The sequence below is a fragment of the Streptomyces sp. NPDC058373 genome, from assembly GCF_042723275.1.
Taxonomy (GTDB): domain Bacteria; phylum Actinomycetota; class Actinomycetes; order Streptomycetales; family Streptomycetaceae; genus Streptomyces.
The window spans coordinates 182,658-204,293 of the sequence record NZ_JBHXJE010000001.1 but is presented as its reverse complement, the minus strand read 5'-3'; the positions used below and the strand labels follow the sequence as shown (position 1 = coordinate 204,293).

The 21,636-nt window shown below is 74.7% G+C and carries 21 protein-coding genes; 8 read left to right on the top strand and 13 right to left on the bottom strand.

The window, feature by feature from the left end; all coding sequences use genetic code 11:
* Nucleotides 1-185: 185 nt before the first annotated feature.
* Both ACFWMZ_RS00965 and ACFWMZ_RS00960 read left to right on the top strand, forming a co-directional pair.
* Entirely contained in the window at nucleotides 186-1,463 is a 1,278-nt protein-coding gene (locus ACFWMZ_RS00965) for a thymidine phosphorylase (protein WP_383179380.1), read from the top strand.
* A 90-nt stretch (nucleotides 1,464-1,553) separates the two neighbouring features.
* Nucleotides 1,554-1,874, top strand: a complete 321-nt coding sequence (locus ACFWMZ_RS00960; RefSeq protein WP_383179383.1) for an STAS domain-containing protein — start codon at nucleotides 1,554-1,556, stop codon at nucleotides 1,872-1,874.
* Nucleotides 1,875-2,118: 244 nt separating this feature from the next.
* Here the strand turns inward: ACFWMZ_RS00960 and ACFWMZ_RS00955 are convergent, their stop codons facing one another.
* Nucleotides 2,119-3,243: a sigma-70 family RNA polymerase sigma factor gene (locus tag ACFWMZ_RS00955; protein WP_383179386.1), complete on the bottom strand. Its 1,125-nt coding sequence runs from the start codon at nucleotides 3,241-3,243 to the stop codon at nucleotides 2,119-2,121.
* 166 nt (nucleotides 3,244-3,409) lie between these two features.
* Nucleotides 3,410-4,786 (bottom strand): MFS transporter, encoded by a 1,377-nt coding sequence (locus ACFWMZ_RS00950; protein ID WP_383179393.1) that lies wholly within the window; start codon nucleotides 4,784-4,786, stop codon nucleotides 3,410-3,412.
* A gap of 62 nt (nucleotides 4,787-4,848) precedes the next feature.
* Between ACFWMZ_RS00950 and ACFWMZ_RS00945 the strand changes: the two genes are divergently transcribed.
* Nucleotides 4,849-5,874 (top strand): LysR family transcriptional regulator, encoded by a 1,026-nt coding sequence (locus tag ACFWMZ_RS00945; RefSeq protein ID WP_383198988.1) that lies wholly within the window; start codon nucleotides 4,849-4,851, stop codon nucleotides 5,872-5,874.
* A 383-nt stretch (nucleotides 5,875-6,257) separates the two neighbouring features.
* On the opposite strand, the gene ACFWMZ_RS00940 is transcribed toward ACFWMZ_RS00945, so the two are convergent.
* Complete coding sequence (locus tag ACFWMZ_RS00940) at nucleotides 6,258-7,016, bottom strand: alpha/beta hydrolase (RefSeq protein ID WP_383198986.1); 759 nt, start codon at nucleotides 7,014-7,016, stop codon at nucleotides 6,258-6,260.
* Between the two features lie 134 nt (nucleotides 7,017-7,150).
* Between ACFWMZ_RS00940 and ACFWMZ_RS00935 the strand changes: the two genes are divergently transcribed.
* Both ACFWMZ_RS00935 and ACFWMZ_RS00930 read left to right on the top strand, forming a co-directional pair.
* Nucleotides 7,151-8,317, top strand: a complete 1,167-nt coding sequence (locus tag ACFWMZ_RS00935; RefSeq protein ID WP_383198984.1) for an adenosine deaminase — start codon at nucleotides 7,151-7,153, stop codon at nucleotides 8,315-8,317.
* 280 nt (nucleotides 8,318-8,597) lie between these two features.
* Nucleotides 8,598-8,975 (top strand): hypothetical protein, encoded by a 378-nt coding sequence (locus ACFWMZ_RS00930; protein WP_383179406.1) that lies wholly within the window; start codon nucleotides 8,598-8,600, stop codon nucleotides 8,973-8,975.
* A gap of 105 nt (nucleotides 8,976-9,080) precedes the next feature.
* On the opposite strand, the gene ACFWMZ_RS00925 is transcribed toward ACFWMZ_RS00930, so the two are convergent.
* The 5 genes from ACFWMZ_RS00925 to afsQ1 form a co-directional block, all read right to left on the bottom strand.
* Entirely contained in the window at nucleotides 9,081-9,287 is a 207-nt protein-coding gene (locus ACFWMZ_RS00925) for a PspC domain-containing protein (RefSeq protein ID WP_383179409.1), read from the bottom strand.
* Nucleotides 9,288-9,414: 127 nt separating this feature from the next.
* Nucleotides 9,415-10,038 (bottom strand): VanZ family protein, encoded by a 624-nt coding sequence (locus tag ACFWMZ_RS00920; RefSeq protein ID WP_383179412.1) that lies wholly within the window; start codon nucleotides 10,036-10,038, stop codon nucleotides 9,415-9,417.
* 129 nt (nucleotides 10,039-10,167) lie between these two features.
* A complete protein-coding gene (locus ACFWMZ_RS00915; RefSeq protein ID WP_383179415.1) occupies nucleotides 10,168-10,782 on the bottom strand; it encodes a hypothetical protein in 615 nt (204 codons plus the stop codon).
* Entirely contained in the window at nucleotides 10,779-12,488 is a 1,710-nt protein-coding gene (locus ACFWMZ_RS00910; protein WP_383179418.1) for a sensor histidine kinase, read from the bottom strand. The genes ACFWMZ_RS00915 and ACFWMZ_RS00910 overlap by 4 nt, the downstream gene beginning before the upstream one ends.
* A complete protein-coding gene (gene afsQ1 / locus ACFWMZ_RS00905; RefSeq protein WP_003948375.1) occupies nucleotides 12,485-13,162 on the bottom strand; it encodes a two-component system response regulator AfsQ1 in 678 nt (225 codons plus the stop codon). The genes ACFWMZ_RS00910 and afsQ1 overlap by 4 nt, the downstream gene beginning before the upstream one ends.
* 181 nt (nucleotides 13,163-13,343) lie before the next feature.
* On the opposite strand from afsQ1, the gene ACFWMZ_RS00900 reads away from it, so the two are divergent.
* Nucleotides 13,344-14,132 (top strand): SigE family RNA polymerase sigma factor, encoded by a 789-nt coding sequence (locus tag ACFWMZ_RS00900; protein ID WP_383179422.1) that lies wholly within the window; start codon nucleotides 13,344-13,346, stop codon nucleotides 14,130-14,132.
* Between the two features lie 352 nt (nucleotides 14,133-14,484).
* Here the strand turns inward: ACFWMZ_RS00900 and ACFWMZ_RS00895 are convergent, their stop codons facing one another.
* Nucleotides 14,485-15,147, bottom strand: coding sequence for an ATP-binding protein (locus ACFWMZ_RS00895; RefSeq protein ID WP_383179425.1), 663 nt, complete (start codon nucleotides 15,145-15,147; stop codon nucleotides 14,485-14,487).
* Nucleotides 15,148-15,280: 133 nt separating this feature from the next.
* Between ACFWMZ_RS00895 and ACFWMZ_RS00890 the strand changes: the two genes are divergently transcribed.
* Nucleotides 15,281-15,694 carry a hypothetical protein gene (locus ACFWMZ_RS00890; RefSeq protein WP_383179428.1) on the top strand — a complete coding sequence of 138 codons (414 nt, stop codon included), beginning with the start codon at nucleotides 15,281-15,283 and terminating at the stop codon, nucleotides 15,692-15,694.
* A 72-nt stretch (nucleotides 15,695-15,766) separates the two neighbouring features.
* On the opposite strand, the gene ACFWMZ_RS00885 is transcribed toward ACFWMZ_RS00890, so the two are convergent.
* From ACFWMZ_RS00885 to deoC, 3 genes are read right to left on the bottom strand one after another with little or no spacing between them, the layout of a single operon-like run.
* Entirely contained in the window at nucleotides 15,767-16,684 is a 918-nt protein-coding gene (locus tag ACFWMZ_RS00885) for an aldehyde dehydrogenase family protein (protein WP_383179430.1), read from the bottom strand.
* On the bottom strand, nucleotides 16,674-18,161 hold the full coding sequence (locus ACFWMZ_RS00880; RefSeq protein ID WP_383179433.1) for an aldehyde dehydrogenase family protein: 1,488 nt from the start codon (nucleotides 18,159-18,161) through the stop codon (nucleotides 16,674-16,676). Before ACFWMZ_RS00880 ends, ACFWMZ_RS00885 begins: the two co-directional genes overlap by 11 nt.
* A gap of 1 nt (nucleotide 18,162) precedes the next feature.
* Nucleotides 18,163-19,116, bottom strand: a complete 954-nt coding sequence (deoC, locus tag ACFWMZ_RS00875; protein ID WP_383179539.1) for a deoxyribose-phosphate aldolase — start codon at nucleotides 19,114-19,116, stop codon at nucleotides 18,163-18,165.
* 166 nt (nucleotides 19,117-19,282) lie between these two features.
* On the opposite strand from deoC, the gene ACFWMZ_RS00870 reads away from it, so the two are divergent.
* Nucleotides 19,283-19,894 (top strand): PH domain-containing protein, encoded by a 612-nt coding sequence (locus ACFWMZ_RS00870; RefSeq protein WP_383179436.1) that lies wholly within the window; start codon nucleotides 19,283-19,285, stop codon nucleotides 19,892-19,894.
* Between the two features lie 71 nt (nucleotides 19,895-19,965).
* On the opposite strand, the gene ACFWMZ_RS00865 is transcribed toward ACFWMZ_RS00870, so the two are convergent.
* Nucleotides 19,966-21,630: a phospho-sugar mutase gene (locus ACFWMZ_RS00865; RefSeq protein WP_383198982.1), complete on the bottom strand. Its 1,665-nt coding sequence runs from the start codon at nucleotides 21,628-21,630 to the stop codon at nucleotides 19,966-19,968.
* Between the last annotated feature and the right edge of the window lie 6 nt (nucleotides 21,631-21,636).

Sequence of the window (21,636 nt, the reverse complement as noted above, 5' to 3'; positions counted from 1 at the left end):
CCCCGGCGCGCGCCTCCCCCCCACCCCGACCCACCCCCAAAACCCCCCGCGCCCGGGGCCCTCCCCCAACCCCCCGCGGGGGGGCGTGGGGCGCCTCCCGCCCCCCCCGCCCCTCCCGTTTTTCCGCCCCGAGACGGCGGGCCGCACCCGCACCCGCCCGCCTCCCCGAAGAAAGGCCCGGACCGATGGACGTCATCTCGGTCATCCGCGCCAAGCGCGACCGCATCCCCCTCACCGACGCCCAGATCGACTGGACCGTCGACGCCTACACGCGCGGCGCCGTCGCCGACGAGCAGATGTCCGCGCTGGCCATGGCGATCCTCCTGAACGGCATGGACCGCCGCGAGATCGCCCGCTGGACCGCCGCCATGATCGCCTCCGGCGAGCGCCTCGACTTCTCCTCGCTGGCCCGCCCCACCGCCGACAAGCACTCCACCGGCGGCGTCGGCGACAAGATCACCCTGCCGCTCGCCCCGCTGGTCGCCGCCTGCGGCGCCGCCGTGCCGCAGCTCAGCGGGCGTGGCCTCGGCCACACCGGCGGCACCCTCGACAAGCTGGAGTCCATCCCCGGCTGGCGCGCCTCGCTGAGCAACGCCGAACTCCTCGACGTGCTCGCCTCCACCGGTGCCGTCATCTGCGCCGCCGGCGACGGGCTGGCCCCCGCCGACAAGAAGCTGTACGCGCTGCGCGACGTCACCGGCACCGTCGAGGCGATCCCGCTGATCGCCTCCTCGATCATGTCGAAGAAGATCGCCGAGGGCACCGGCTCCCTCGTCCTGGACGTCAAGTGCGGCACCGGCGCCTTCATGAAGACCGTCGAGGACGCCCGCGAACTGGCCGAGACCATGGTCTCCCTCGGCACCGACCACGGCGTGAAGACGGTCGCGCTGCTCACGGACATGTCGACGCCGCTGGGCCTGACCGCGGGCAACGCCCTGGAGGTCCGCGAATCCGTCGAGGTGCTGGCCGGCGGCGGCCCCGCCGACGTGGTCGAACTGACCCTCGCGCTGGCCCGCGACATGCTGGCGGCGGCCGGGATCCACGACGCCGACCCGGCGAAGAAGCTCGCCGACGGCTCCGCCATGGACGTCTGGCGCCGGATGATCTCCGCCCAGGGCGGCGACCCGGACGCCCCGCTGCCCACCGCCCGCCACACCCACACCGTCACCGCCCCCGCCACCGGCGTCCTCTCCCGCCTCGACGCCTACGACGTCGGCGTGGCCGCCTGGCGGCTCGGCGCGGGCCGCGCCCGCAAGGAGGACCCGGTGCAGGCCGCCGCCGGCATCGAGCTGCACGCCAAGCCGGGCGACACGGTCACCGAGGGCACGCCGCTGCTGACCCTGCACACCGACACCGACGAGCGGTTCGCGGGCGCCCTCGAAGCGCTCGGCGGCGCCTGGGACATCGCGGCGCCGGGCACCACCGTCGACACCCCGCCGATCGTCCTGGACCGCATCGCCTGACCTTCCCCTCCCGCACGCCCGGCACCCCGGGCGCACCCCACGGCCGGGCCGCACCGATGACTTTCGGGCGGCCCGGCCGTCTGCCCGGGTGTGGATGCCGACGTCACCGATCCCGCCGTCCTGAGGCTGGCCACCCCCGTCGCCCCCTCGGACGGCCCCCGCCTCTGCGCCGAGCTGGCCGACCTCGCGGCCGCCGGGGCCGACGAGGTCGTCTGCGACGTCTCCGGCGTCCGTGAACCGCAGCTCGCCGCGGTCGACGCCCTGGCCCGGCTGCGCCTCACCGCCCGCCGCGCCGGCTGCCGCCTCCGCCTGCGCCACCCGACCCCGCAGCTGCGCGCCCTGCTGGCGCTGGCCGGGCTGGCCGGCCCGCTGGGTCTGGAGGACCCCGCCGGGACCACTCCTCGGCGGTGACCACTGCGAGCCACCAGCTCCGTCGCATTAGCGCCACGGCAGCCGCCTCCGCGGGGCGGCTCCATGACCACCCTCCTGCTGCCGATGCTCTTCGGCCCCTGCTCTTCCTGCTGGCCGCGGACGTGATCGTGATGCTCGCCCCCGCCCACCGCCGACCGGCGGCAGCCACCGGTCCCGCCCGGTGCGCACGGCACGAGGGGCGGGGCCCAGGCCGGACCCCGCCCCTCCGCTGAGCCCGGCGCCGTCAGGCCCCGGCGCCCCGCTCCGCCTCGATGATCTTCCGCGCCCGCTCGACCGGTGAGGGCAGCTCGGGTGCGTCCTCCCCGCTGACCGGCCGCCCCTCGGCGTCCAGCGCCGGGGCGAGGCCGAAGAGGGGGAACCACTTCGGGGTGTCGAGGAAGCAGTGGAGGCCCGTGATCCGGCCCTCGGAGAGGTCCAGGACCTGCACCGCCCACGGCACGAAGCCGGGCTCGCCGTCCTCCCGCGGTTTGTAGTGGGCGAAGGCCGGGGCGCCGTTGGCCACCGTCGGGATCAGGCGGGAGCCCGCGCAGGGGGCGCCGATGGTGGTCATGAAGCCGGTGATGTCGCCCGTGCCGCTCAGCCACAGGTCGAACGGCGGCATCGTCATCACCGCGTCCTCGTGGAGGAGGGCGGTGAGCGCCGTCATGTCGTACCCCTCGAACGCGGCCACGTACCGGTCGAGGAGTTTTTGCTGCTCGGCGTCGAGCGGGTCGGCGGTGTCGGTCCGCTCGTCGGCGCCCGTGTGCTCGGCGAGGGTGGCGCGGGCCCGCTGGAGGGCGCTGTTGACCGAGGCGGTGGTGGTCTCCAGCAGCTCGGCGACCTCGGCGGCCTTCCACGCCAGGACCTCGCGGAGGATCAGCACCGCGCGCTGCTTGGGTGGCAGATGCTGGAGGGCGGCGACGAAGGCGAGCCGCACCGATTCGCGGGCCACCGCCGTCTCCGCCGGGTCGGAGTGCGAGGGGAGGACACGGGCGTCGGGCACCGGCTCCAGCCAGGTGTTGTCGGGGCGGGGGTTGAGCGCCGCCTGGGCCAGCGGGGTGGCCGGGGTCAGGTCGACGGGGCGGGCGCGGCGGCTCCCGGCGTTGAGCGAGTCCATGCAGACGTTGGTGGCGATGCGGTACAGCCAGGAGCGGAGCGAGGAGCGGCCCTCGAACCGGTCGTACGCCCGCCAGGCGCGGACGAAGGTGTCCTGCACCGCGTCCTCCGCCTCGAAGGCGGAGCCGAGCACGCGGTAGCAGTACCCGGTCAGCTCCGTGCGGTGGCTCTCCAGCAGGGCGTCGAGCTCTCCCGCCGGGGCCGGGCCCCCGCCCTCTCCCGCCGACTCCGTCGTCACCGGCATCTGTGCCATCAGCCCCACTCACCCGTCGTCGCCCCGGCGCGAGGCCGCGCCGGGCCCGGAAAAGCTCCCGTACTCGGAAGCTACCGCAGGGCGCCGGCAATCGCGCCCGGAGCGCTAAACTGCCCCAACCGGCCCTGTTCGAGGGCGAGTCGGGGCAGTGCGGGAGACGGCGGTTTCAGCAGGCGACAGGCGCCCGGTGCCGCTCGGCGCGGGCGGCGTACGTCCCCATCAGGGTCAGCCCCGCCACCGCCAGCACGGCCAGCGCGCCGATCAGCGCGGTACCCGTCCAGCCGGCCGCGTGGAAGGCGACGGCGCCGAGGACGCCGCCGACGCTGGAGCCGATGTAGTACGCCGACTGGTACAGCGCGGAGGCCTGTGCGCGGCCCTTGGTCGCGGTGGCGCTCACCGAGGAGGAGGCGACCGCGTGCCCGGCGAAGAAACCGGCGGTGATCAGCACCAGACCGGCCACGATCAGCACCAGCGAGTCGGCCAGCGACACCGCGAGACCGGCCGCGGTGGTCCCCGCCGACAGGTAGAGCGTGCCGCGCCGCCCGAGCCGCGCCACCAGCCGCCCGGCCCGCGCCGAGGCGACCGTACCGACCAGGTAGACCACGAAGATCGAGCCGACGACGCCCTGCGGCAGCGAGAAGGGCTCGGCGGTCAGGCGGTAGCCGATCACCGTGTAGACGGCGCCGAAGACCGTCATGAACATCCCGCCGATCGCGTACAGCCGCAGCAGCAGCGGGTTGCGCAGGTGCCCGGCGACGGTGGCCGCCACCGCGCGGGGGTGCAGCGTCGCGGGGGTGAAGTGGCGCGGCGCCGGAAGCAGCGCGCGGAAGACCAGGCCGCAGGCGACCGAGACCAGGCCGATCACGGCGAGCGCCGGACGCCACCCCCACTCCTGGGCGATCCAGCCGGTGACGATCCGGCCGCTCATCCCGCCGATGCTGTTGCCCGCCACGAACATGCCGATCGCGCCGACCAGCGCCCGCGGCCGCACCTCCTCACCGAGGTACGCCATCGCCGAGGCGGGCACGCCCGCCAGCGCCGCGCCCTGCACGGCGCGCAGCGCCACCAGGGTGGAGAGGTCCGGGGCGAGCGGCACCACCACCGCCACCAGCAGGGCCACCGAGAGCGAGACGGTCATCAGCCGGGCCCGCCCGAACCGCTCGGAGAGGGCGCTGAGCGGCAGTACACAGAGCGCGAGCCCGCCGGTGGCCGCCGAGACCGTCCAGCTCGCCGCGCTCGCCGTCGCGCCGAGGTCGGCGGAGATCAGCGGCAGCAGCGCCTGGGTGGAGTAGAGCAGGGCGAACGTCGCCAGACCTGCGGCGAAGAGGGCGAGGCTCATCCGGCGGTAGCCGGGGCCACCGGGCGTCATCCGCGTGTCGGCGGGCGCCGCCGGGGGAGTGGTCCCGGCCGAGGTGGACCGGGAGGACGCGGCGGGGGCGGCAGGGTGCGGCGGAGCGGCCGGGTGGATCGGGGAGTTCGGGGACACAGACGGAACGCGGGCGTCCACGAGAGTCGCGGACGCCCCGGTACTGGCGGGAGGCATGGGTCGAACGTAGAACGCTCGGATTCATCCGTCCAATGCATGGATTCGCGATAATCGATCCCATGACGCATGAGGCCAGTTCACAGCGGCGGCTGTCGCAGAACAGTAACGCGCAAGACATTCCGGTGACCGCTCGCGGCGCCCTCCCCGGCGCCCAGGCCACCCCCGCCACCGCCCTCGAACCAGGCACCTGGCCCGCCCTGCTCGCGCCCCGCCTCGCCCACTTCGCCGCCGTCGCCCGCACCGAGCACGTCACCCGCGCCGCCGAGGAACTCGGCATGCCGCAGTCGACCCTCTCCCGGTCGCTGGCCCGGCTGGAGGGCGACCTCGGCGTCGACCTCTTCGCCCGGCACGGCCGCACCCTCACCCTCACCCCGGCCGGCCGCGCCTTCTCCGCCTCGGTGGAGCGGGCCCTCGGCGAGGTCGAGAAGGCCGCCGAGACGGTCCGCGCCGACGCCGACGTCACCTCCGGCAAGGTCGCCTTCGGCTTCCTGCACACCATGGGCTCGGAGACCGTCCCCGCGCTGATCCGCGCCTTCCGCGCCGACCACCCGCACGTCCGCTTCACCCTGGTGCAGAACTACGGCGAGTGGATGATCGAGGCGCTGCGCGCGGGCCGCCTCGACCTCTGCCTCACCTCACCCGTCCCGGACGCCCCCGACCTGGTCGCCCGCCGCCTCGACGAGCAGCGGCTGCGGCTGGTCGTCCCCGACGACCACCGCCTCGCCACCCGCCGCCGGGTCCGCCTCGCCGAGGCGGCCGACGAAGCCTTCGTCACCCTCGAACCGGGTTACGGCCTGCGCCGCATCACCGACGCCCTCTGCGCCGAGGCCGGATTCCGCCCCCGCGTCGCCTTCGAGGGCGAGGAGGCCGAGACCCTGCGCGGCCTGGTCGCCGCGGGTCTCGGCGTCGCCCTGCTGCCGCCCCCGGCCGTCCCCCGCCCCGGCGTGGTCGAACTGACCGTCACCGCGCCCCGAGCCGTCCGCGAGATCGGGGTCGCCTGGATGTCCGGCCACCCCGACACCCCACCGGTCGCCGCCTTCAAACGCTTCCTGCTCTCCCGCCGGGGACACCTGCTGCCGGGATGAGGGACGCCGTCGACGGCGTCCCTGCACAGGGCGAGCAGCCCGCCGACGCCGGGCGGCTGTCCCTCAGCCTGGCGGGGCGTGCGCAGGGACGCGTCCAGGAGGCTCATGAGCTGTGCAGCGCGGCTCTTGCCAGTCGGAGCCGACGGGTATCTGCTCAGAACATCGATCAGGACCGGGAACAGCAGCCCGCACCCACCCAGCCCGGCCGGCGCTTGAGGCCGATCGGTGACCGGTGCGCGGTAGGGCCCGCATCCCGTCCCCGGGCCGAGGCAAGGCCCGGTCAGGCCATCGGGACGCCCGGGACCGACCGGCACCCCTAGCCCGGCCGGCGTTTGAGGCCAACCGCCGGCCGGGCCCGCGAGCGGCGCCGTGGCGTCCCCTTCTCAATGCCGCAACGACCGCCCGAACCCCGACGCCAGCGGCATCCGCAGCCCCAGCGGCGGCGGGGCCGCGAAGGCGTCGGCGACGGGGCGGGAGAAGTCGGTGCCCAGGAGGGCGCCGAGCACGAAGTCGGCGGAGAGGGAGAGGACCTCGGCGCGGTGCTGGGCCAGGGCGTGGCCGTCGGAGTGGACCTCGAAGCGGCAGATGCCCCGGTTGGACTTCTTGGCGCGCTCGGCGAGGCGGAAGGAGAGCTCCGGGTCGCAGCGCTCGTCGTTGGTGCCGTGCACGATCATCACCTGGCGTCCGGCGAGCTGGCGCACCGGCTCCCGGTCGGCGTCGGTGCTCTCCTCGGGCAGCCAGGGGGCCACCGCCAGGACCGAGGTGACCGAGGGGTGGCCCGCGGTGCGCAGCGCTGCGCGGGCGCCCATGCCGAGTCCGGCGAGGCAGACGGGCACGTCGCCGTAGCGGCGGACCGCCTCGTCGGCGGCCCAGGCGGCGTCCTGGGCGAGGTCGGCGCGGGAGCCGTTCCAGCCCCGGCAGCGGTAGCGCACCACATGGGCGGCGATGCCGTGCGCGCTGCCCTCGGCGGCCAGGCGGCGGGCGAGTGCGCGGGTGCGCCGGTCGGCGAGGGGCGGGGGTCTGCGGTCGGAGTCGGGCAGGCCGGAGGGGAGCAGCAGCACCACCCCGGCGACGGCGGCCGGGGTGGCGGAGATGATGCGTCCGAGCCGGGGGTCCCGTACCGGCGTCGTGGGCTGGGTCACGACAGAACAGTCTCAGAAGCCGAGGCGTACGCCACCTGTACGGCGGGTCACCGTTACATATCGGCGCGCCGCCGCCCGGCGCCGGTCTCCCGGCCGCCCTGCCGGTCTACGCGCGTAGGAGGTACAGTGCCGCAATGACGAGCCAGATCGCGGGCCAGAAAGCCCCCTCCCCGGACGCCGACCAGATCCGCCGCGCCCCGAAGGTGCTCCTCCACGACCACCTCGACGGTGGCCTGCGCCCCGGCACGATCGCCGAACTCGCCGTCGAACAGGGATACTCGGCGCTGCCCGAGAGCGACCCCGACAAGCTCGGCCGCTGGTTCCGGGAGGCCGCGGACTCCGGTTCGCTGGAGCGGTACCTGGAGACGTTCTCGCACACCGTCGGCGTCATGCAGAGCCGCGACGCCCTCTTCCGGGTCGCCGCCGAGGCCGCCGAGGACCTCGCCGCCGACGGCGTCGTCTACGCCGAGATCCGCTACGCCCCCGAGCAGCACCTCGACGGCGGCCTCTCCCTCGAAGAGGTGGTCGATGCGGTCAACGACGGTTTCCGCGAGGGCGAGCGCCGGGCGCTGGAGGCGGGCCGCCGCATCCGCGTCGGCGCCCTGCTGACCGCCATGCGGCACGCCGCCCGCTCGCTGGAGATCGCCGAGCTGGCCAACCGTCACCGGGACTCGGGTGTCGTCGGCTTCGACATCGCGGGCGCCGAGGCCGGCTTCCCGCCCACCCGCCACCTCGACGCCTTCGAGTACCTGAAGCGGGAGAACAACCACTTCACCATCCACGCCGGCGAGGCCTTCGGCCTGCCGTCGATCTGGCAGGCGCTCCAGTGGTGCGGCGCCGACCGGCTCGGCCACGGTGTGCGGATCATCGACGACATCGAGGTCACCGACGACGGCTCGGTGAAGCTCGGCCGGCTCGCCTCCTACGTCCGCGACAAGCGCGTCCCGCTGGAGCTCTGCCCGACCTCCAACCTCCAGACCGGCGCCGCCACCTCCTACGCCGACCACCCCATCGGCCTGCTCCGCAGCCTCGGCTTCCGCGCCACGGTCAACACCGACAACCGCCTGATGAGCGGCACCTCGATGAGCGACGAGTTCGCGCACCTGGTCGAGGCGTTCGGCTACACGCTCGACGACATGCAGTGGTTCACCGTCAATGCGATGAAGTCCGCGTTCATTCCTTTCGATGAACGCCTCGCCATGATCAACGAGGTCATCAAGCCCGGGTACGCGGCACTCCGCTCGGCGTGGCTCTTCCGGGAGACCGTCCCCACCAGCGGTTCCCCCGCCGCGGACCAGTGAGGAAGGTTTCCCCGGGCAACGGCTGAGGGGTCAGTTCCGGGTGCTGACACGGCCCGGCGGGTGTTTGTGGGCCGCCCGGCGGCGTGGCTACGGTCGCCACGGCCGCCGGAGCGGTGGCGGCCACCTGCCGGGGCCCCGGCGGGGCCGGGCGAGCCCGGTCCGGCGCGGCGCGTACGGCAGCCACCCCCACCGAGACGGCCGACCGCCGTGGCGCCACCGGGCCCGGCCCGGGACCGCGCCCCGGCGCAAGGCCGCCCGCCCCCTCACAAGGACGTGTCCCATGAAGAAGACCGCCAAGCACGCCAAGCCCACCAAGTCCGCGATGATCGCGGCCAAGTCCCTCGGCGCCGTCGCGCTCGGCGCCGCCTTCGCGGCCGCCGGAGCGGGTGTGGCCACAGCCGACACCGGCCTGCCCACCTCCGCGTCCGACACCCTCGCCACCGTCGACCAGACCCTGCCGGTCGGCGAGGTCGCCTCCGCCACCCTCCCGGCGGGCGCCCCCGAGGCCCTCGGCAGCGGGGCGCGCGCGGCGGGCCTGGGCGCCGACGCCCTGGTCGACAAGGCCACCAGCGACCCGGGCTCCCTGCTCGCCGACGTGCCCCCGGTCGGCGAACTCCCCGTCGAGGGCCTGCCCACCGACACCCTGCTGGGCCGCTGACCCACCCGCGCACCGGCGCTCACACCGACGGCCGGGTCTCCCTGTGAGGGAGGCCCGGCCGTCGGCGCGTTCCGTGTGCCCCGGCGGTGCGCCCGGGGCGGCGGGTCACCACGATTCCCTGGCGACGCTCTTCTCGCTCGGCAGCAGGAACCACAGCGCCAGGTAGAGCAGGAACTGCGGTCCCGGCAGAAGACAGGACACCACGAAGATCACGCGCATGGTGTTCGCGGAGGTGCCGAAGCGCTGGGCGAGCGCGGCGCACACACCGCCGATCATCCGTCCGCGGGTGGGCCGGACCAGGCTGGAGGACATGAGAACTCCTTCGCGAACCGTCGGTACGAGACCCGGTCCGGGTCTCGCGCGGGGCTCCGGCCCGTCCGGACCGGATGTCCCGCTCTCCTTCCCACGGTACGAGAGACGAATACGGCGAAGCCTCGCTCTACGGGGCGATACCCACCCTGGAAATCGTCGGGGTCGCACCCTGAGCCCGGCCCTCGTCCCACCGGCGGAGCACCTCCGGGGAGCCGGCCCCGGGCCGCCGGGCCTCCGAACGCCCCGCACCGCCCCGGGCCCCCGGCGCCGGGCGGCCCGGCCCGGCCGGCGGCCTGCGCAGCCGGGCCCGGGCGGCGGGGACGACGGCGAGGTGGAGCAGGGCCACACCCGCGGTGTTCAGCAGCACCGAGTCGACGTCCACCACGCGGCCGGGCACACCCGTCTGGAGGAGTTCGATGGCCAGCGAGATGAGCGAGGCCGCCGAAACCGTACGCAACAGCGAACCGACCGGGGACACGTGGAGCCGCCCGTCGGCAAGCGGCAGCAGGATGCCGAGGGGAGCGAGGAGGAGCATGCCGGAGCCGATCCGCCCCGCCGCCTCGGCGGGGCCGCGGGCGAGGTCGGCGCGGATGCCGGCCAGCGGATGCAGATTGGTCGCGCTCACCCAGGGGACGTCCAGGGGACGCAGCGTGACCCATCCGACGAGGAGGAGATGGGCGACGAGGAGGAGACCCCCAGCCGCACGGAAGCCGATCGGGGCGCTCTCGCCGCCCCAGCCTTGACGCTGCACGCATCCAAGGACGCGGGGTGCGGCTCCGGCGGTTCCCGGCTGTCGGGGGGATCTGGCCCGGCTTTCGTAGCGCACCGTGTCCGTACCGGCCGGGCGGTCGGTCCCGGGGCGGCGCGCGGCGGGTACGGATCAGGGGGCGACGGTCTGGGCGGGCGTCGGCGCGGTGCCGGGCCGGGTGCGTACCTCGTCAGTGCAGGAGTAACGGCGCAACGGCGAGTCGTCGGGCCCGCCGAGGACGACGGAGCCGTCCGAGGCGGCGGCCGGGCTCTCGGAGAAGGTGCACACGACCTGTGCGAGTGCGAAGACGGAGAGGTCCTCGGGTAGGGTTCCGAGGCGCAGCGCGCCCCGCGGGTCGCCTTCGCCGGGGCCCGCGACCGTCAGCCCGCCCCGGACGTCCGTGGTGAAACCGGCCCGCTCCTCCCCGTTCGACGGGCTCCGGCCCAGCTCCTCCAGCAGCGCCCCCGCCATCCGCACCGGGTCGGCCGCCTGCCGCTCGCGCAGCGGCAGCACCCGGTCGACGTCGACCAGCCGCCCGCCGCACATCAGCGAGACGGCCGCCGTGAACTCCTGGGCGCCCGGCTCGGTGACCTCGCCCCCCGCCACCTGGCAGGCGGCCCGCGACGGGGCCGGGCCGAAGTCGGTCGGCACCTCCGTCGCCCGGATCCCGCAGCCGCCCAGCACGGTCGCGGCCGCCGCCGCCAGCGCCAGCCCGGCCGTCCCCCGTACCGCCATCCTCCGCGTCACCGCCGGTCGCCGCCTTCCCCACCCGGTGCGGCGGTGCCGTGCCCGCCGTCGTCGCCGGTGTCCTCGTCGCCCTCGGCCTCCACCTCGCCGCCGTCCATCGGCAGCCGCAGCGTGAAGACCGCCCCGCCGTCGGGGGAGTTGGCGGCGCCGATGTCGCCGCCGTGGATGTGCGCGTTCTCCACCGCGATGGAGAGGCCGAGCCCGCTGCCGTCCGAACGCGGCCGGGAGGCGCTCGCCTTGTAGAACCGGTCGAAGACGTGCGGCAGCACCTCCTCCGGGATGCCGGGCCCGTGGTCGCGTACCCGGATGACGAGCTGGTCCCCGGCCTCGGCGTCGGCCGGGTCGCCGGGTGGCTCGACGCGGACCGAGACGCGGACCGGGGAGCCGCCGTGCTTGAGGGCGTTGCCGATGAGGTTGGCGAGGATCACGTCGAGGCGGCGCGGGTCGACGTGGGCCATGATGCCCCGCTCGGCGTCCAGCTCGACCGCGTCCAGCCAGGCCCGCGCGTCGATGCAGGCGGTGATCTGGTCGGCGATGTCCACGGTGTCCAGGACCAGCCGGGCGGTGCCCGCGTCGAAGCGGGTCACCTCCATCAAGTTCTCCACCAGCGTGTTCAGCCGCCGGGTCTCGCCGATGACCAGGCGCACCGCCGGTTCGATCATCGGGTCGACACTGCCGGTCTCCGCGTCCAGCTCCTCCTCCAGCACCTCCGTGACGGCGGTGATCGCGGTCAGCGGCGTCCGCAGCTCGTGCGACATGTCGGCGACGAACCTGCGGCTCGCCTCCTCCCGGTCGCTCATCGCGTCGACCTGCTTCTCCAAGGCTGCCGCCGTCCGGTTGAAGGTGCGTGACAGCTCGGCCAGCTCATCGGTGCCCGAGACGCGCAGCCTGGTGTGGAGCTTGCCCTCGCCGAGCCGCCGGGCGGCGACCCCGAGCCGGTGCACCGGCCTGAGCACGGTCGTCGCCGCCGCGTGCGCCAGCAGCGCGGCGCCGATCAGCGCCAGCGTCGTCGCGATCCCCAGCGACCAGGCCAGCGAGTTGAGGTCGTCCGCCTCCGCCTGGAGCGACTTCTTCAGATACCCGGTCGGCCCGCCCCCGGCCACCTGCGCCCCGCCGATCAGATAGGGCGTCCCGTCCTCCACCGTCCGCTGCCAGAACAGGTGGTACGCCGCCGGGTCGCCGGAGGCCCCCTTGTGCTCCTCGCCGACCGCGTCGCGCAGCGACCGGGGCACGTCGGCCACGGTGAAGGAGTCGAGGTCGGAGTTGCCCGCGACGCGTTGGCCGCCCGCGTGCTCGGCGTTCTCGGCCAGCAGGACCACGCTGTAGTGCTGGCTGGAGTCGGCCATCTCGGTCGCCGCGTCCCGCAGTTCGGCCTGCGAGGGGTGCGGCGGCAGCGCGGCCGCGTGATTCTGCAGCTCCTGGTGGAAGTCGCTGAGCGCCGCGTCCTGCGTCCGGGTCAGCACCGCCTCCCGGTTGAGCCAGTAGGCGATCCCCGAGGCCGAGACGGCAGCGGTCAGCGCGACCAGGCCGAAGACCAGCACCAGCCGCAGCCGCAGGCTGGTGAGGCGCAGCCCGGCCAGCAGCCGTCCGCGCGCCCTGCGGCCCTCGCCCGTCTCGTCGATCAGGCCCTCGTCGCCCGCGCCGCCCCGCTCCTCGGGCGCGCGGCTCTCGCCGCCCCGCGGGGCGGCGGTGTGTGCCGGTCTCACTGAGGGGCGTCCAGCCGGTAGCCGACGCCGCGCACGGTACGGATCAGCGTCGGCGAGGACGGCACGTCCTCCACCTTGGCGCGCAGCCGCTGCACACAGGCGTCCACCAGCCGCGAGTCACCGAGGTAGTCGTGCTCCCAGACCAGCCGCAGCAACTGCTGCCGGGAGAGCGCCTGCCCGGGCCTGCGGGACAGCTCCAGCAGCAACCGCAGCTCGGTGGGGGTCAGTTGCAGATCCTCGCCGTTCTTCGTCACCGTCATCGCGGCCCGGTCGATCACCAGCGACCCGAAGACCGCCGCGTCGTTCGACTCCCGCTCGCCGCGCCGCAGCACCGCGCGGATACGGGCGTCCAGCACCCGGCCCTGCACCGGCTTGACCACGTAGTCGTCGGCGCCCGACTCCAGCCCGACCACCACGTCGATGTCGTCGCTGCGCGCGGTCAGCAGGATGATCGGCAACTGGTCGGTGCGGCGGATGCGCCGGCACACCTCGAAGCCGTCGATGCCCGGCAGCATCACGTCCAGCACGATCAGGTCCGGCCGCTGCTCGCGCAGGAGCGTCAGACCCTCCTCACCGGTGGCAGCGGTCGCCACCCGATGCCCCTGGCGTGTCAGCGACAGCTCCAGGGCCGTACGGATGGCGTCGTCGTCCTCGATCAGCAACAGGGAAGGCACAGGCGCCATTCTGTCCCATGCCGTCGCGGAGTTCGACAGGTGGAGCGCTCCCTTACCTCATCCACACGCCGACAGGCCCTGTGACAGGCCTGTGACAGTCGGCGGACACCGCCATGAAGTCGCTTCGGCAGGCTTCTGGGCAGACGGGAAAACCCAGGCTCCACGACGAGGAGGGCACGCGATGAACGCACTGCACGGCAAGAATCCTGGTGCGGTTGTCACGCGTCTGCACGACGTGGCGGCCCGGACCACCGAGAAGTCCGGTGCCGTGAGCGGGCGGGGGTGCGCTCGCGGCACCGGGCGTCAGCACGCCGTGCACGCGGAGCGCCAGCCCCGCGTCACCGTGTTCGACGCACTGCAGACGGGCCTGGGGACCACGGGGGACCCCCGGAACCAGGAAGCGTACGGGGAGACGGGGGACCGGCGTGAGCAGGCCGAGCGGGACGACGCCGAGGCGGCGTTCACCGCGTACGTCCGCGAGCGCCGCGCTTCCCTGTACGCGACCGCCTACCACCTGACCGGCGACCGGTACGAGGCCGAGGACCTGCTGCAGAGCGCGCTGTTCTCCACCTACCGCGCCTGGCACCGGATCAGCGACAAGGCGGCCGTCGGCGGCTACCTCCGCCGCACCATGACCAACCTGCACATCAGCGCCTGGAGGCGCCGCAAGCTCAACGAGTACCCGACCGAGGAGCTGCCGGAGACGGCCGGCGACACCGACGCGATGCGCGGCACCGAACTGCGCGCCGTCCTGTGGCAGGCACTCGCCCGGCTCCCCGAACTCCAGCGCACCATGCTGGTCCTGCGCTACTACGAGGGCCGCACGGACCCGGAGATCGCGGAGATACTCGACATCAGTGTCGGCACGGTGAAGTCCAGCATCTGGCGGTCGCTGCGCAGGCTGCGCGACGACGAGGTGCTCAGCTTCGGCCGTGACCAGGAGGAGTCCTTCGGCGAACTCGTCGCCTGAGGGATCAGGCCCGGGCAGCCGGGCCGGACGGGGGAAGCGGGCAGCCCACGGGGGACGTGGGGCAGTCCGAGGGGGAAACGGGACCGCGTGATCGGGGGATCAGGCGCGGACCCGGACCAGGGGGAAACGGGGGAGCCAGGGCCGGGGGGCCCTGGCGCAGTACGGGGGGATCCGGGGGGGATCGCCGGGAAGGGCGCGGGACCGGAGGGCCGGGGGGTCCGGCCGGTCCCTCGCTCGTCCTCCCGGTACCGGCACCTTCCTCCGGCCGCCCGCGGTACGGGCGGAGGGTGCGGGCAGGGCGTCCCCCAGGGGGCGCCCTTTCGCCTGTCCGGGCCGCGTCGGCCCGCCGGGCTCACGCCCCGGCGACCCGCTCCGGGCGGTCGGCGGTGCCCCGGGCCGTGACGTGGCGGCCCGCCGCCGCCGCGGCCAGGCGGCAGAGCGCCTCCTCGCGGGTGCAGGGGTGGGCGCCGAGAGCCGACTGCCGGGCGACGATGGTCCGTTCCGCGCGCATCAGCCGCCAGCCCCGCCGCAGCAGCACCGTCAGCGGCTTGCGGGCCTCGCGCAGGTCGCGGGCGAGGCGGCGGCGGAAGGTGGTGGCGGGGCGGCCGCGCAGGCACAGGGCGTCGGCGAGCAGGCCGCGTTCGCGGCAGCGCTCCACCAGGTCGGCCGCGAAGATGCCCTCGGCGATGAAGAGCGGCGTACGGTCGATGTCCAGGGTCGACTCGCCGACCCGGGCGCTGGCCCCGATGTCGTAGACCGGCACTCGCGCGCGCCCCCGGCGGCAGAGCGCCTCGATGGCGTCCAGGGCCGCGGCGGCGTCCCAGGAGAGCGGCGAGTCCCAGTCGGTCTCGCCCGTCGCGGGAAGCAGCGGCAGCGTCGGGTCGCCGCTCTGCTTGTAGAAGTCGTCGAGTGCCAGCACCGGCAGGCCGGAGTGGGCGGCGAGCGAGGTCTTGCCGGAACCGGAAGGGCCGGTCAGCAGGACCACGCGGGTCGGTATCGGACTGAGGCTGCTCACGGGAGAACAGTGTGGGGCATGCCGCGGAACGGTTCACCTTCCGGGGCGGGCTTTGGAACGTACGTCACGCCTCGACTACGCTGTGTGCCCGCACGCTCACGCACGTCCGCAACTCCTCGTCAGGTGGCGCACCATGGCACGACACGCAGCAACTCCCCGACCCACCGCCCCGCGCGCCCTGCTCCGCGCCGGCCTCGCCCTCGGCGCGCTGGGCGCCGCGCTGACCGCCGGGGCGGGCGCCGCCCAGGCCGCCGAGGGGCAGCCGGGCGCCTCGACCGGCGAGGCCCTCTCCACCGCCACCGGGGCCGTCGGCATCACCACCGGCGCGCTGGACTCGTCGACGACGCACAGCCTCGGCCCGGTCAAGGAGCTCCCGCTCAACCCACTGGCGGGCACCGGCACCGACCCGCTGGACAACACCCTCGGCACCCAGGTCGCCGACTTCCAGCCGGTCTCCACCGGGCTGGTCACCGGGCCGCTCTCGGACGGCGGTTCGCTGGACGACCTGCCGCTGGTCGGCCAGGCTGCGGGGCTGCTGCCGGGCTGAGCCGCCCACGCAACAGGCCGGGGCGCCACCCTTCGCGAGGGTGCCGCCCCGGCCGTGTCGTGCCGTCGAGCGTCAGTACGCCGAGCCGGAGACGCCCAGCGAACCGGTCGGGTGCCAGACCGTCTTGGTCTCCAGGAACGGCGTCAGGCGGCGCGTGCCGGGGTCGGCGGCGAACTCCTCGCCGTTCCCCTCGGTGTCCACCGGGCGCAGCACCCGCTTGAGGTTGTCGGCGGCCGCCCGCTCCAGCTCCACGGCCAGCTCGCCCGGGGCGCCCGTCAGGTCGATCGCGTTGACGTCCTGGTGGGCGGCGAGCGGCGCCGCCAGCTCGGCGGTCCGGCCGCTGAGGATGTTGACCACGCCACCGGGCACGTCCGAGGTGGCCAGCACCTCGGCGAGGGTCAGCGCGGGCAGCGGACGCTCCTCGGAGGCGGCCACCACGGCGGTGCAGCCGGTGGCGACCACCGGGGCGAGCACCGAGACCAGGCCGAGCAGCGAGGAGCGTTGCGGGGCGAGGACGGCGACGACACCGGTCGGCTCCGGCGAGGAGAGGTTGAAGAACGGGCCCGCGACCGGGTTGGCGCCGCCCGCGACCTGGGCGATCTTGTCGGTCCACCCGGCGTACCAGACCCAGCGGTCGACGGCGGCCGCGACCTGGGCGGCCGCCTTGGAGCGCGAGAGGCCCTCGGCCTCGGCGACCTCGCGGGCGAACTGGTCCGCGCGGCCCTCCAGCATCTCCGCGACCCGGTACAGGACCTGGCCCCGGTTGTACGCGGTCGCGCCCGACCAGCCGCCGAACGCCTTGCGCGCGGCGACCACCGCGTCCCGGGCGTCCTTGCGGGAGCCCTGGGGAGCGTTGGCGAGCGGGCGGTCCTTGGAGTCGGTCACCTCGTACACCCGGCCGCTCTCGCTGCGGGGGAACTTCCCCCCGACGTACAGCTTGTAGGTCTTGAACACGGAGAGCCGCACCGGCGGCTCCGGCTTATCGGACATCGAGGTACGCCTCCAGACCGTGCCGGCCGCCCTCACGGCCGTGGCCCGACTCCTTGTAGCCGCCGAACGGCGACGTGGGGTCGAACTTGTTGAACGAGTTGGCCCACACCACGCCCGCGCGGAGCTTCTCGGCGACCGCGAGGATGCGCGAGCCCTTCTCCGACCAGATGCCGGCGGAGAGGCCGTACGGCGTGTTGTTGGCCTTGGCGACCGCCTCGGCCGGGGTGCGGAAGGTCAGCACCGAGAGCACCGGCCCGAAGATCTCCTCGCGGGCGATCCGGTGGGCCTGGGTGACCTGGGTGAAGACGGTCGGCGCGAACCAGTGGCCGGTGGACGGGAGGTCGCAGGGCGCGCTCCAGCGCTCGGCGCCCTCCGCCTCGCCCGCCTCGGTCAGCTCCGTGATCCGGGCCAGCTGCTCGGCGGAGTTGATCGCGCCGATGTCGGTGTTCTTGTCCAGCGGATCGCCGAGGCGCAGGGTGGTCAGCCGCCGCTTGAGGGCCTCCACCACCTCCTCGGCCACCGACTCCTGGACCAGCAGGCGGGAGCCGGCGCAGCAGACCTGCCCCTGGTTGAAGAAGATGCCGCTGACGATCCCCTCGACCGCCTGGTCCAGCGGGGCGTCGTCGAAGACGATGTTGGCGCCCTTGCCGCCCAGCTCCAGGGTCAGCTTCTTGCGGGTGCCCGCGACCGTGCGGGCGATCTCCTTGCCGACGGCGGTCGAGCCGGTGAAGGCGACCTTGTCGACGTCCGGGTGGGCGGTCAGGGCCGCGCCCGCGTCGCCGTACCCGGGGAGGATGTTGACGACGCCCTTGGGCAGGCCCGCGCTGCGGCAGATGTCGGCGAAGAAGAGCGCCGACAGCGGCGTCGTCTCGGCCGGCTTCAGCACCACGGTGTTGCCCGCCGCCAGCGCCGGGGCGATCTTCCACGCCAGCATCAGCAGCGGGAAGTTCCACGGGATGACCTGTGCCGCCACGCCCAGCGGGCGCGGGTCGGGGCCGAAGCCGGCGTGCGCCAGCTTGTCCGCCCAGCCCGCGTAGTAGAAGAAGTGCGCGGCGACCAGCGGGAGGTCGCTGTCGCGGGTCTCCTTGATCGGCTTGCCGTTGTCCAGCGTCTCCAGGACCGCCAGTTCGCGCGAGCGCTCCTGGATGATCCGGGCGATCCGGAAGAGGTACTTGGCGCGCTCGGCACCGGGCAGCGCCGACCACGGGCCGAACGCCCTGCGGGCCGCCTTGACCGCGCGGTCCACGTCCTCGGCGCCCGCGCGGGCCACCTCGGAGAGGACCTCCTCGGTCGAGGGGGAGAGGGTCTTGAAGACCTGCCCGTCGGCCGCGTCGGTGAACTCGCCGTCGATGAAGAGCCCGTAGGAGGGGGCTAGGTCCACCACCGCGCGGGACTCGGGCGCGGGCGCATAAGCGAAGGTGCCGAAGGGATCGGAGGGGGTCGCCGCGCCGGTCGTCGTCTCGCTCATCTCGGCCATCTCAGTCCACCGTGACGTAGTCGGGGCCGGAGTATCGGCCGGTACGGAGCTTCTGGCGCTGCATCAGCAGGTCGCCCAGGAGGCTGGAGGCGCCGAAGCGGAACCAGTGGCTGTCCAGCCAGTCGGAGCCCGCCGTCTCGTTGACCAGCACCAGGAACTTCACGGCGTCCTTGGCCGTACGGATGCCGCCCGCGGGCTTCACCCCGATCTGGACGCCGGTCCGGTCGCGGAAGTCGCGGACGGCCTGGAGCATCAGCAGGGTGTTGGCCGGGGTGGCGTTGACACCGACCTTGCCGGTCGAGGTCTTGATGAAGTCGGCGCCGGCCAGCATCGCCAGCCACGAGGCGCGGCGGATGTTGTCGTACGTGGAGAGCTCGCCGGTCTCGAAGATGACCTTCAGCCGGGCGTTGCCCGCGGCCTCCTTGACGGCGGTGATCTCCTCGTGGACCTTGCCGTAGTTCCCCGCGAGGAACGCGCCCCGGTCGATCACCATGTCGATCTCGTCGGCGCCCGCCGCGACCGCGTCCCGGGTGTCGGCCAGCTTCACGTCGAGCGCGACCCGCCCGGCCGGGAAGCCGGTCGCCACCGAGGCGACCTTCACCGGGGAACCGGCGACGGCGGCCTTGGCGGTGGCCACCATGTCGGGGTAGACGCAGACGGCGGCGACCTGCGGTGTCGAGCGGTCGGTGGGATCGGGGAGGACGGCCTTGGCGCCGAGCGCCCGCACCTTCCCCGCCGTGTCCGACCCCTCCAGCGTGGTCAGGTCGATCATCGAGACGGCCAGGTCCAGCGCGTACGCCTTCGCCTCCGCCTTCACGGACCTGGTCCCGAGCGCGGCGGCGCGGGCCTCCAGTCCTACCGGGTCGACGCCGGGCAGCCCGTGCAGGAACCGGCGGAGGCCGGTCTCCGTGGCGGTCACGTCGCCGAACTCACTCTTGAGTTCCTTCCTGGACATACTCACGTCGGTGAGCATATCTACGCGCGTAGGGAGGTGTACAGCCGTGAGGGCGGGGTGAGTGGGGGCGAGGCAGCCGCCGGGGGCGCACGCGGGTGGGCGGACCGGACGCGCGCGGGTGGCCCGTGCGGCGGGCCCGGGCGAGCCGTGGGGCAGAATCGCACTCATGAGCACCCCGCAGTCCTCCGCACCGGAGCCGAGAACCTTCCGGTCCACCGCCTCCCTGGTGACCGGCGCCCTGCTGCTGGCACTCGGCGCCTGGTTCGGCGTCGACGCGATCGTGCGCGGCAGCGGGCGCACCCCGTGGCTGGCCCTGGCCGCGCTGGTGATGCTGGTCCCACTGGTCGTCGCCTACACGCTGCGGCCCGCGGTCCTCGCCGACGAGGACCGGCTGACCGTCCGCAACCCGTTCCGCACCGTCACGCTGCCCTGGGCCGCCGTCGCCGAACTCCGCGCCGGCTTCACCAACGAGGTCCGCAGCGAGGGCCGCACCTACCAGCTCTGGGCGCTCCCGGTCTCGCTGCGCGCCCGCAAGAAGGCCGCCCGCGCCCAGATGCGGAACGCGGTGGCCGACCCGCACGGCGCCACCCCCACCACCGTGGCGCAGCCCGTCCGGGGCGACTCCGACCAGGCCGTCGAGGACCTGCGGGAGATCGCCGAGCGCCGGGCGGCGGCGCCCACCGCGCAGGGCCAGGCCGTGGTCCGCTGGGCGTACGAGATCATCGCGCCGACCGCCGTCGGCGCGATCGCGCTGGTGGCGCTGGTCGCCACCGGCTGAGCCCCGGCCCGCCGTACGCGCGTGCGGCTCCGCCGCCCCTCCCCCTGTCGGGACGGGCGGCGGAGTCGTGTTCAGAGCCCGGCGGCCTCGGCGAGGTCCGCCTCGACGGCGGCCAGCGTGCGGACGGCGGCGGCCCGCGCCTCGGGCAGCCCCTCCGGGCCGCCGACCGGCACGACCGCCTCCAGGTAGCACTTGAGCTTCGGCTCGGTGCCGCTCGGCCGGACCACGACGCGCGCCCCGTCCAGCGTGTACCGCAGGCCGTCGGTGGGCGGCAGCCCGCCCACGCCCTCGCTCAGGTCCTCGGTCCGCACCACCGGCAGCCCGCCCAGGCGCTCCGGCGGAGCCGAGCGCAGCCGCTCCATGGCGCGGGCGATGACGCTCAGGTCGTCCACCCTGACCGAGAGCTGCGAGGTGGCGTGCACGCCGTGGCGCACCGCCAGCTCGTCCAGCAGGCCGAGCAGCGTCTCCCCGCTCTCCTTCAGCTCCGAGGCCAGCTCGGTCAGGAGCAGCGCCGCCGTGATGCCGTCCTTGTCGCGGACACCCTCGGGGTCGACGCAGTAGCCGAGCGCCTCCTCGTAGCCGAAGCGCAACCCCTCGGCGCGGGCGATCCACTTGAAGCCGGTGAGCGTCTCCGCGTACCCGGCGCCCGCCGCCTCGGCGATCTTCGACAGGAGCGAGGAGGAGACGATCGAGGTGGCGAACACCGCGCCCTCGGGCAGCCCCCGGCGGACCAGGTGGGCGGCGAGGAGCGCGCCCGTCTCGTCGCCCCGCAGCATCCGCCAGCCGCCCTCGGCCGCCTCGTCCGGGACGGCGGCGGCGAGCCGGTCGGCGTCCGGGTCGTTGGCGAGGACCAGGTCGGGGGCGCTTCGGCGGGCCGTGGCGAGCGCCAGGTCCATGGCGCCGGGCTCCTCCGGGTTGGGGAAGGCCACCGTGGGGAAGTCCGGGTCCGGCTCGGCCTGCTCGGCGACCGGCACCGGCGCCGGGAACCCGGCCCGGGCGAAGGCGGCGGCCAGCGGGACCGCGCCGACGCCGTGCAGGGCGGTGTGGACGGTCCTCGCCGTCCGCGCGGAGCCGGGGGCGAGGACGGCGGCGGCCCGGTCCAGGTAGGCGTCGACCACCGACTCGTCGAGCACCGTGCCGCCGCCCTCGGCACGCGGTACGGAGTCCAGCGCGCCGACCGCCGCGATCCGGGCGGCGATCTGGGCGTCGGCGGGCGGCACGATCTGGCTGCCGTCGCCGAGGTAGACCTTGTAGCCGTTGTCCCGGGGCGGGTTGTGGCTCGCCGTCACCTCGACGCCCGCGACCGCGCCCAGGTGCCGGATGGCGAAGGCGAGGACGGGGGTGGGCAGCGGGCGGGGGAGCAGCAGGGCGCGCAGGCCCGCGCCCGCCATGACCTCGGCGGTGTCACGGGCGAACCGCTCGGAGTTGTGCCGCGCGTCGTAGCCGACGACGACCGGGCCCGCGTCGGCCTGCCCGGTCTCCCGCAGGTACGCGGCGAGCCCGGCGGCGGCGCGGATCACCACGGCCCGGTTCATCCGGGTCGGGCCCGCGCCCAGCTCGCCGCGGAGCCCGGCCGTACCGAAGGTCAGCGTCCCCGAGAACCGCTCCGCCAGCGGCGCGGGGTCGTCCTCGGCCGCCTCGATCAGGGCGGCCAGTTCCGCGCGGGTCTCGGGATCGGGGTCCTCGGCGAGCCAGGCGGCGGCCCGCCGGTGGAGGTCGTCGGACGGGGCGGACATGCGGTG

What these genes read in the sequence shown, in the direction of transcription:
- ACFWMZ_RS00945 (WP_383198988.1), top strand. Translation starts at nt 4,849, where the DNA reads ATGACGCATGAGGCCAGTTCACAGCGGCGGCTGTCGCAGAACAGTAAC.
- ACFWMZ_RS00935 (WP_383198984.1), top strand. Translation starts at nt 7,151, where the DNA reads ATGACGAGCCAGATCGCGGGCCAGAAAGCCCCCTCCCCGGACGCCGAC.
- ACFWMZ_RS00865 (WP_383198982.1), bottom strand. Translation starts at nt 21,630, where the DNA reads ATGTCCGCCCCGTCCGACGACCTCCACCGGCGGGCCGCCGCCTGGCTC.
- ACFWMZ_RS00925 (WP_383179409.1), bottom strand. Translation starts at nt 9,287, where the DNA reads ATGTCCTCCAGCCTGGTCCGGCCCACCCGCGGACGGATGATCGGCGGT.
- deoC (WP_383179539.1), bottom strand. Translation starts at nt 19,116, where the DNA reads ATGTCCAGGAAGGAACTCAAGAGTGAGTTCGGCGACGTGACCGCCACG.
- ACFWMZ_RS00965 (WP_383179380.1), top strand. Translation starts at nt 186, where the DNA reads ATGGACGTCATCTCGGTCATCCGCGCCAAGCGCGACCGCATCCCCCTC.
- ACFWMZ_RS00885 (WP_383179430.1), bottom strand. Translation starts at nt 16,684, where the DNA reads ATGTCCGATAAGCCGGAGCCGCCGGTGCGGCTCTCCGTGTTCAAGACC.
- ACFWMZ_RS00955 (WP_383179386.1), bottom strand. Translation starts at nt 3,243, where the DNA reads ATGGCACAGATGCCGGTGACGACGGAGTCGGCGGGAGAGGGCGGGGGC.
- ACFWMZ_RS00890 (WP_383179428.1), top strand. Translation starts at nt 15,281, where the DNA reads ATGGCACGACACGCAGCAACTCCCCGACCCACCGCCCCGCGCGCCCTG.
- ACFWMZ_RS00950 (WP_383179393.1), bottom strand. Translation starts at nt 4,786, where the DNA reads ATGCCTCCCGCCAGTACCGGGGCGTCCGCGACTCTCGTGGACGCCCGC.
- ACFWMZ_RS00870 (WP_383179436.1), top strand. Translation starts at nt 19,283, where the DNA reads ATGAGCACCCCGCAGTCCTCCGCACCGGAGCCGAGAACCTTCCGGTCC.
- ACFWMZ_RS00900 (WP_383179422.1), top strand. Translation starts at nt 13,344, where the DNA reads ATGAACGCACTGCACGGCAAGAATCCTGGTGCGGTTGTCACGCGTCTG.
- ACFWMZ_RS00880 (WP_383179433.1), bottom strand. Translation starts at nt 18,161, where the DNA reads ATGGCCGAGATGAGCGAGACGACGACCGGCGCGGCGACCCCCTCCGAT.
- ACFWMZ_RS00930 (WP_383179406.1), top strand. Translation starts at nt 8,598, where the DNA reads ATGAAGAAGACCGCCAAGCACGCCAAGCCCACCAAGTCCGCGATGATC.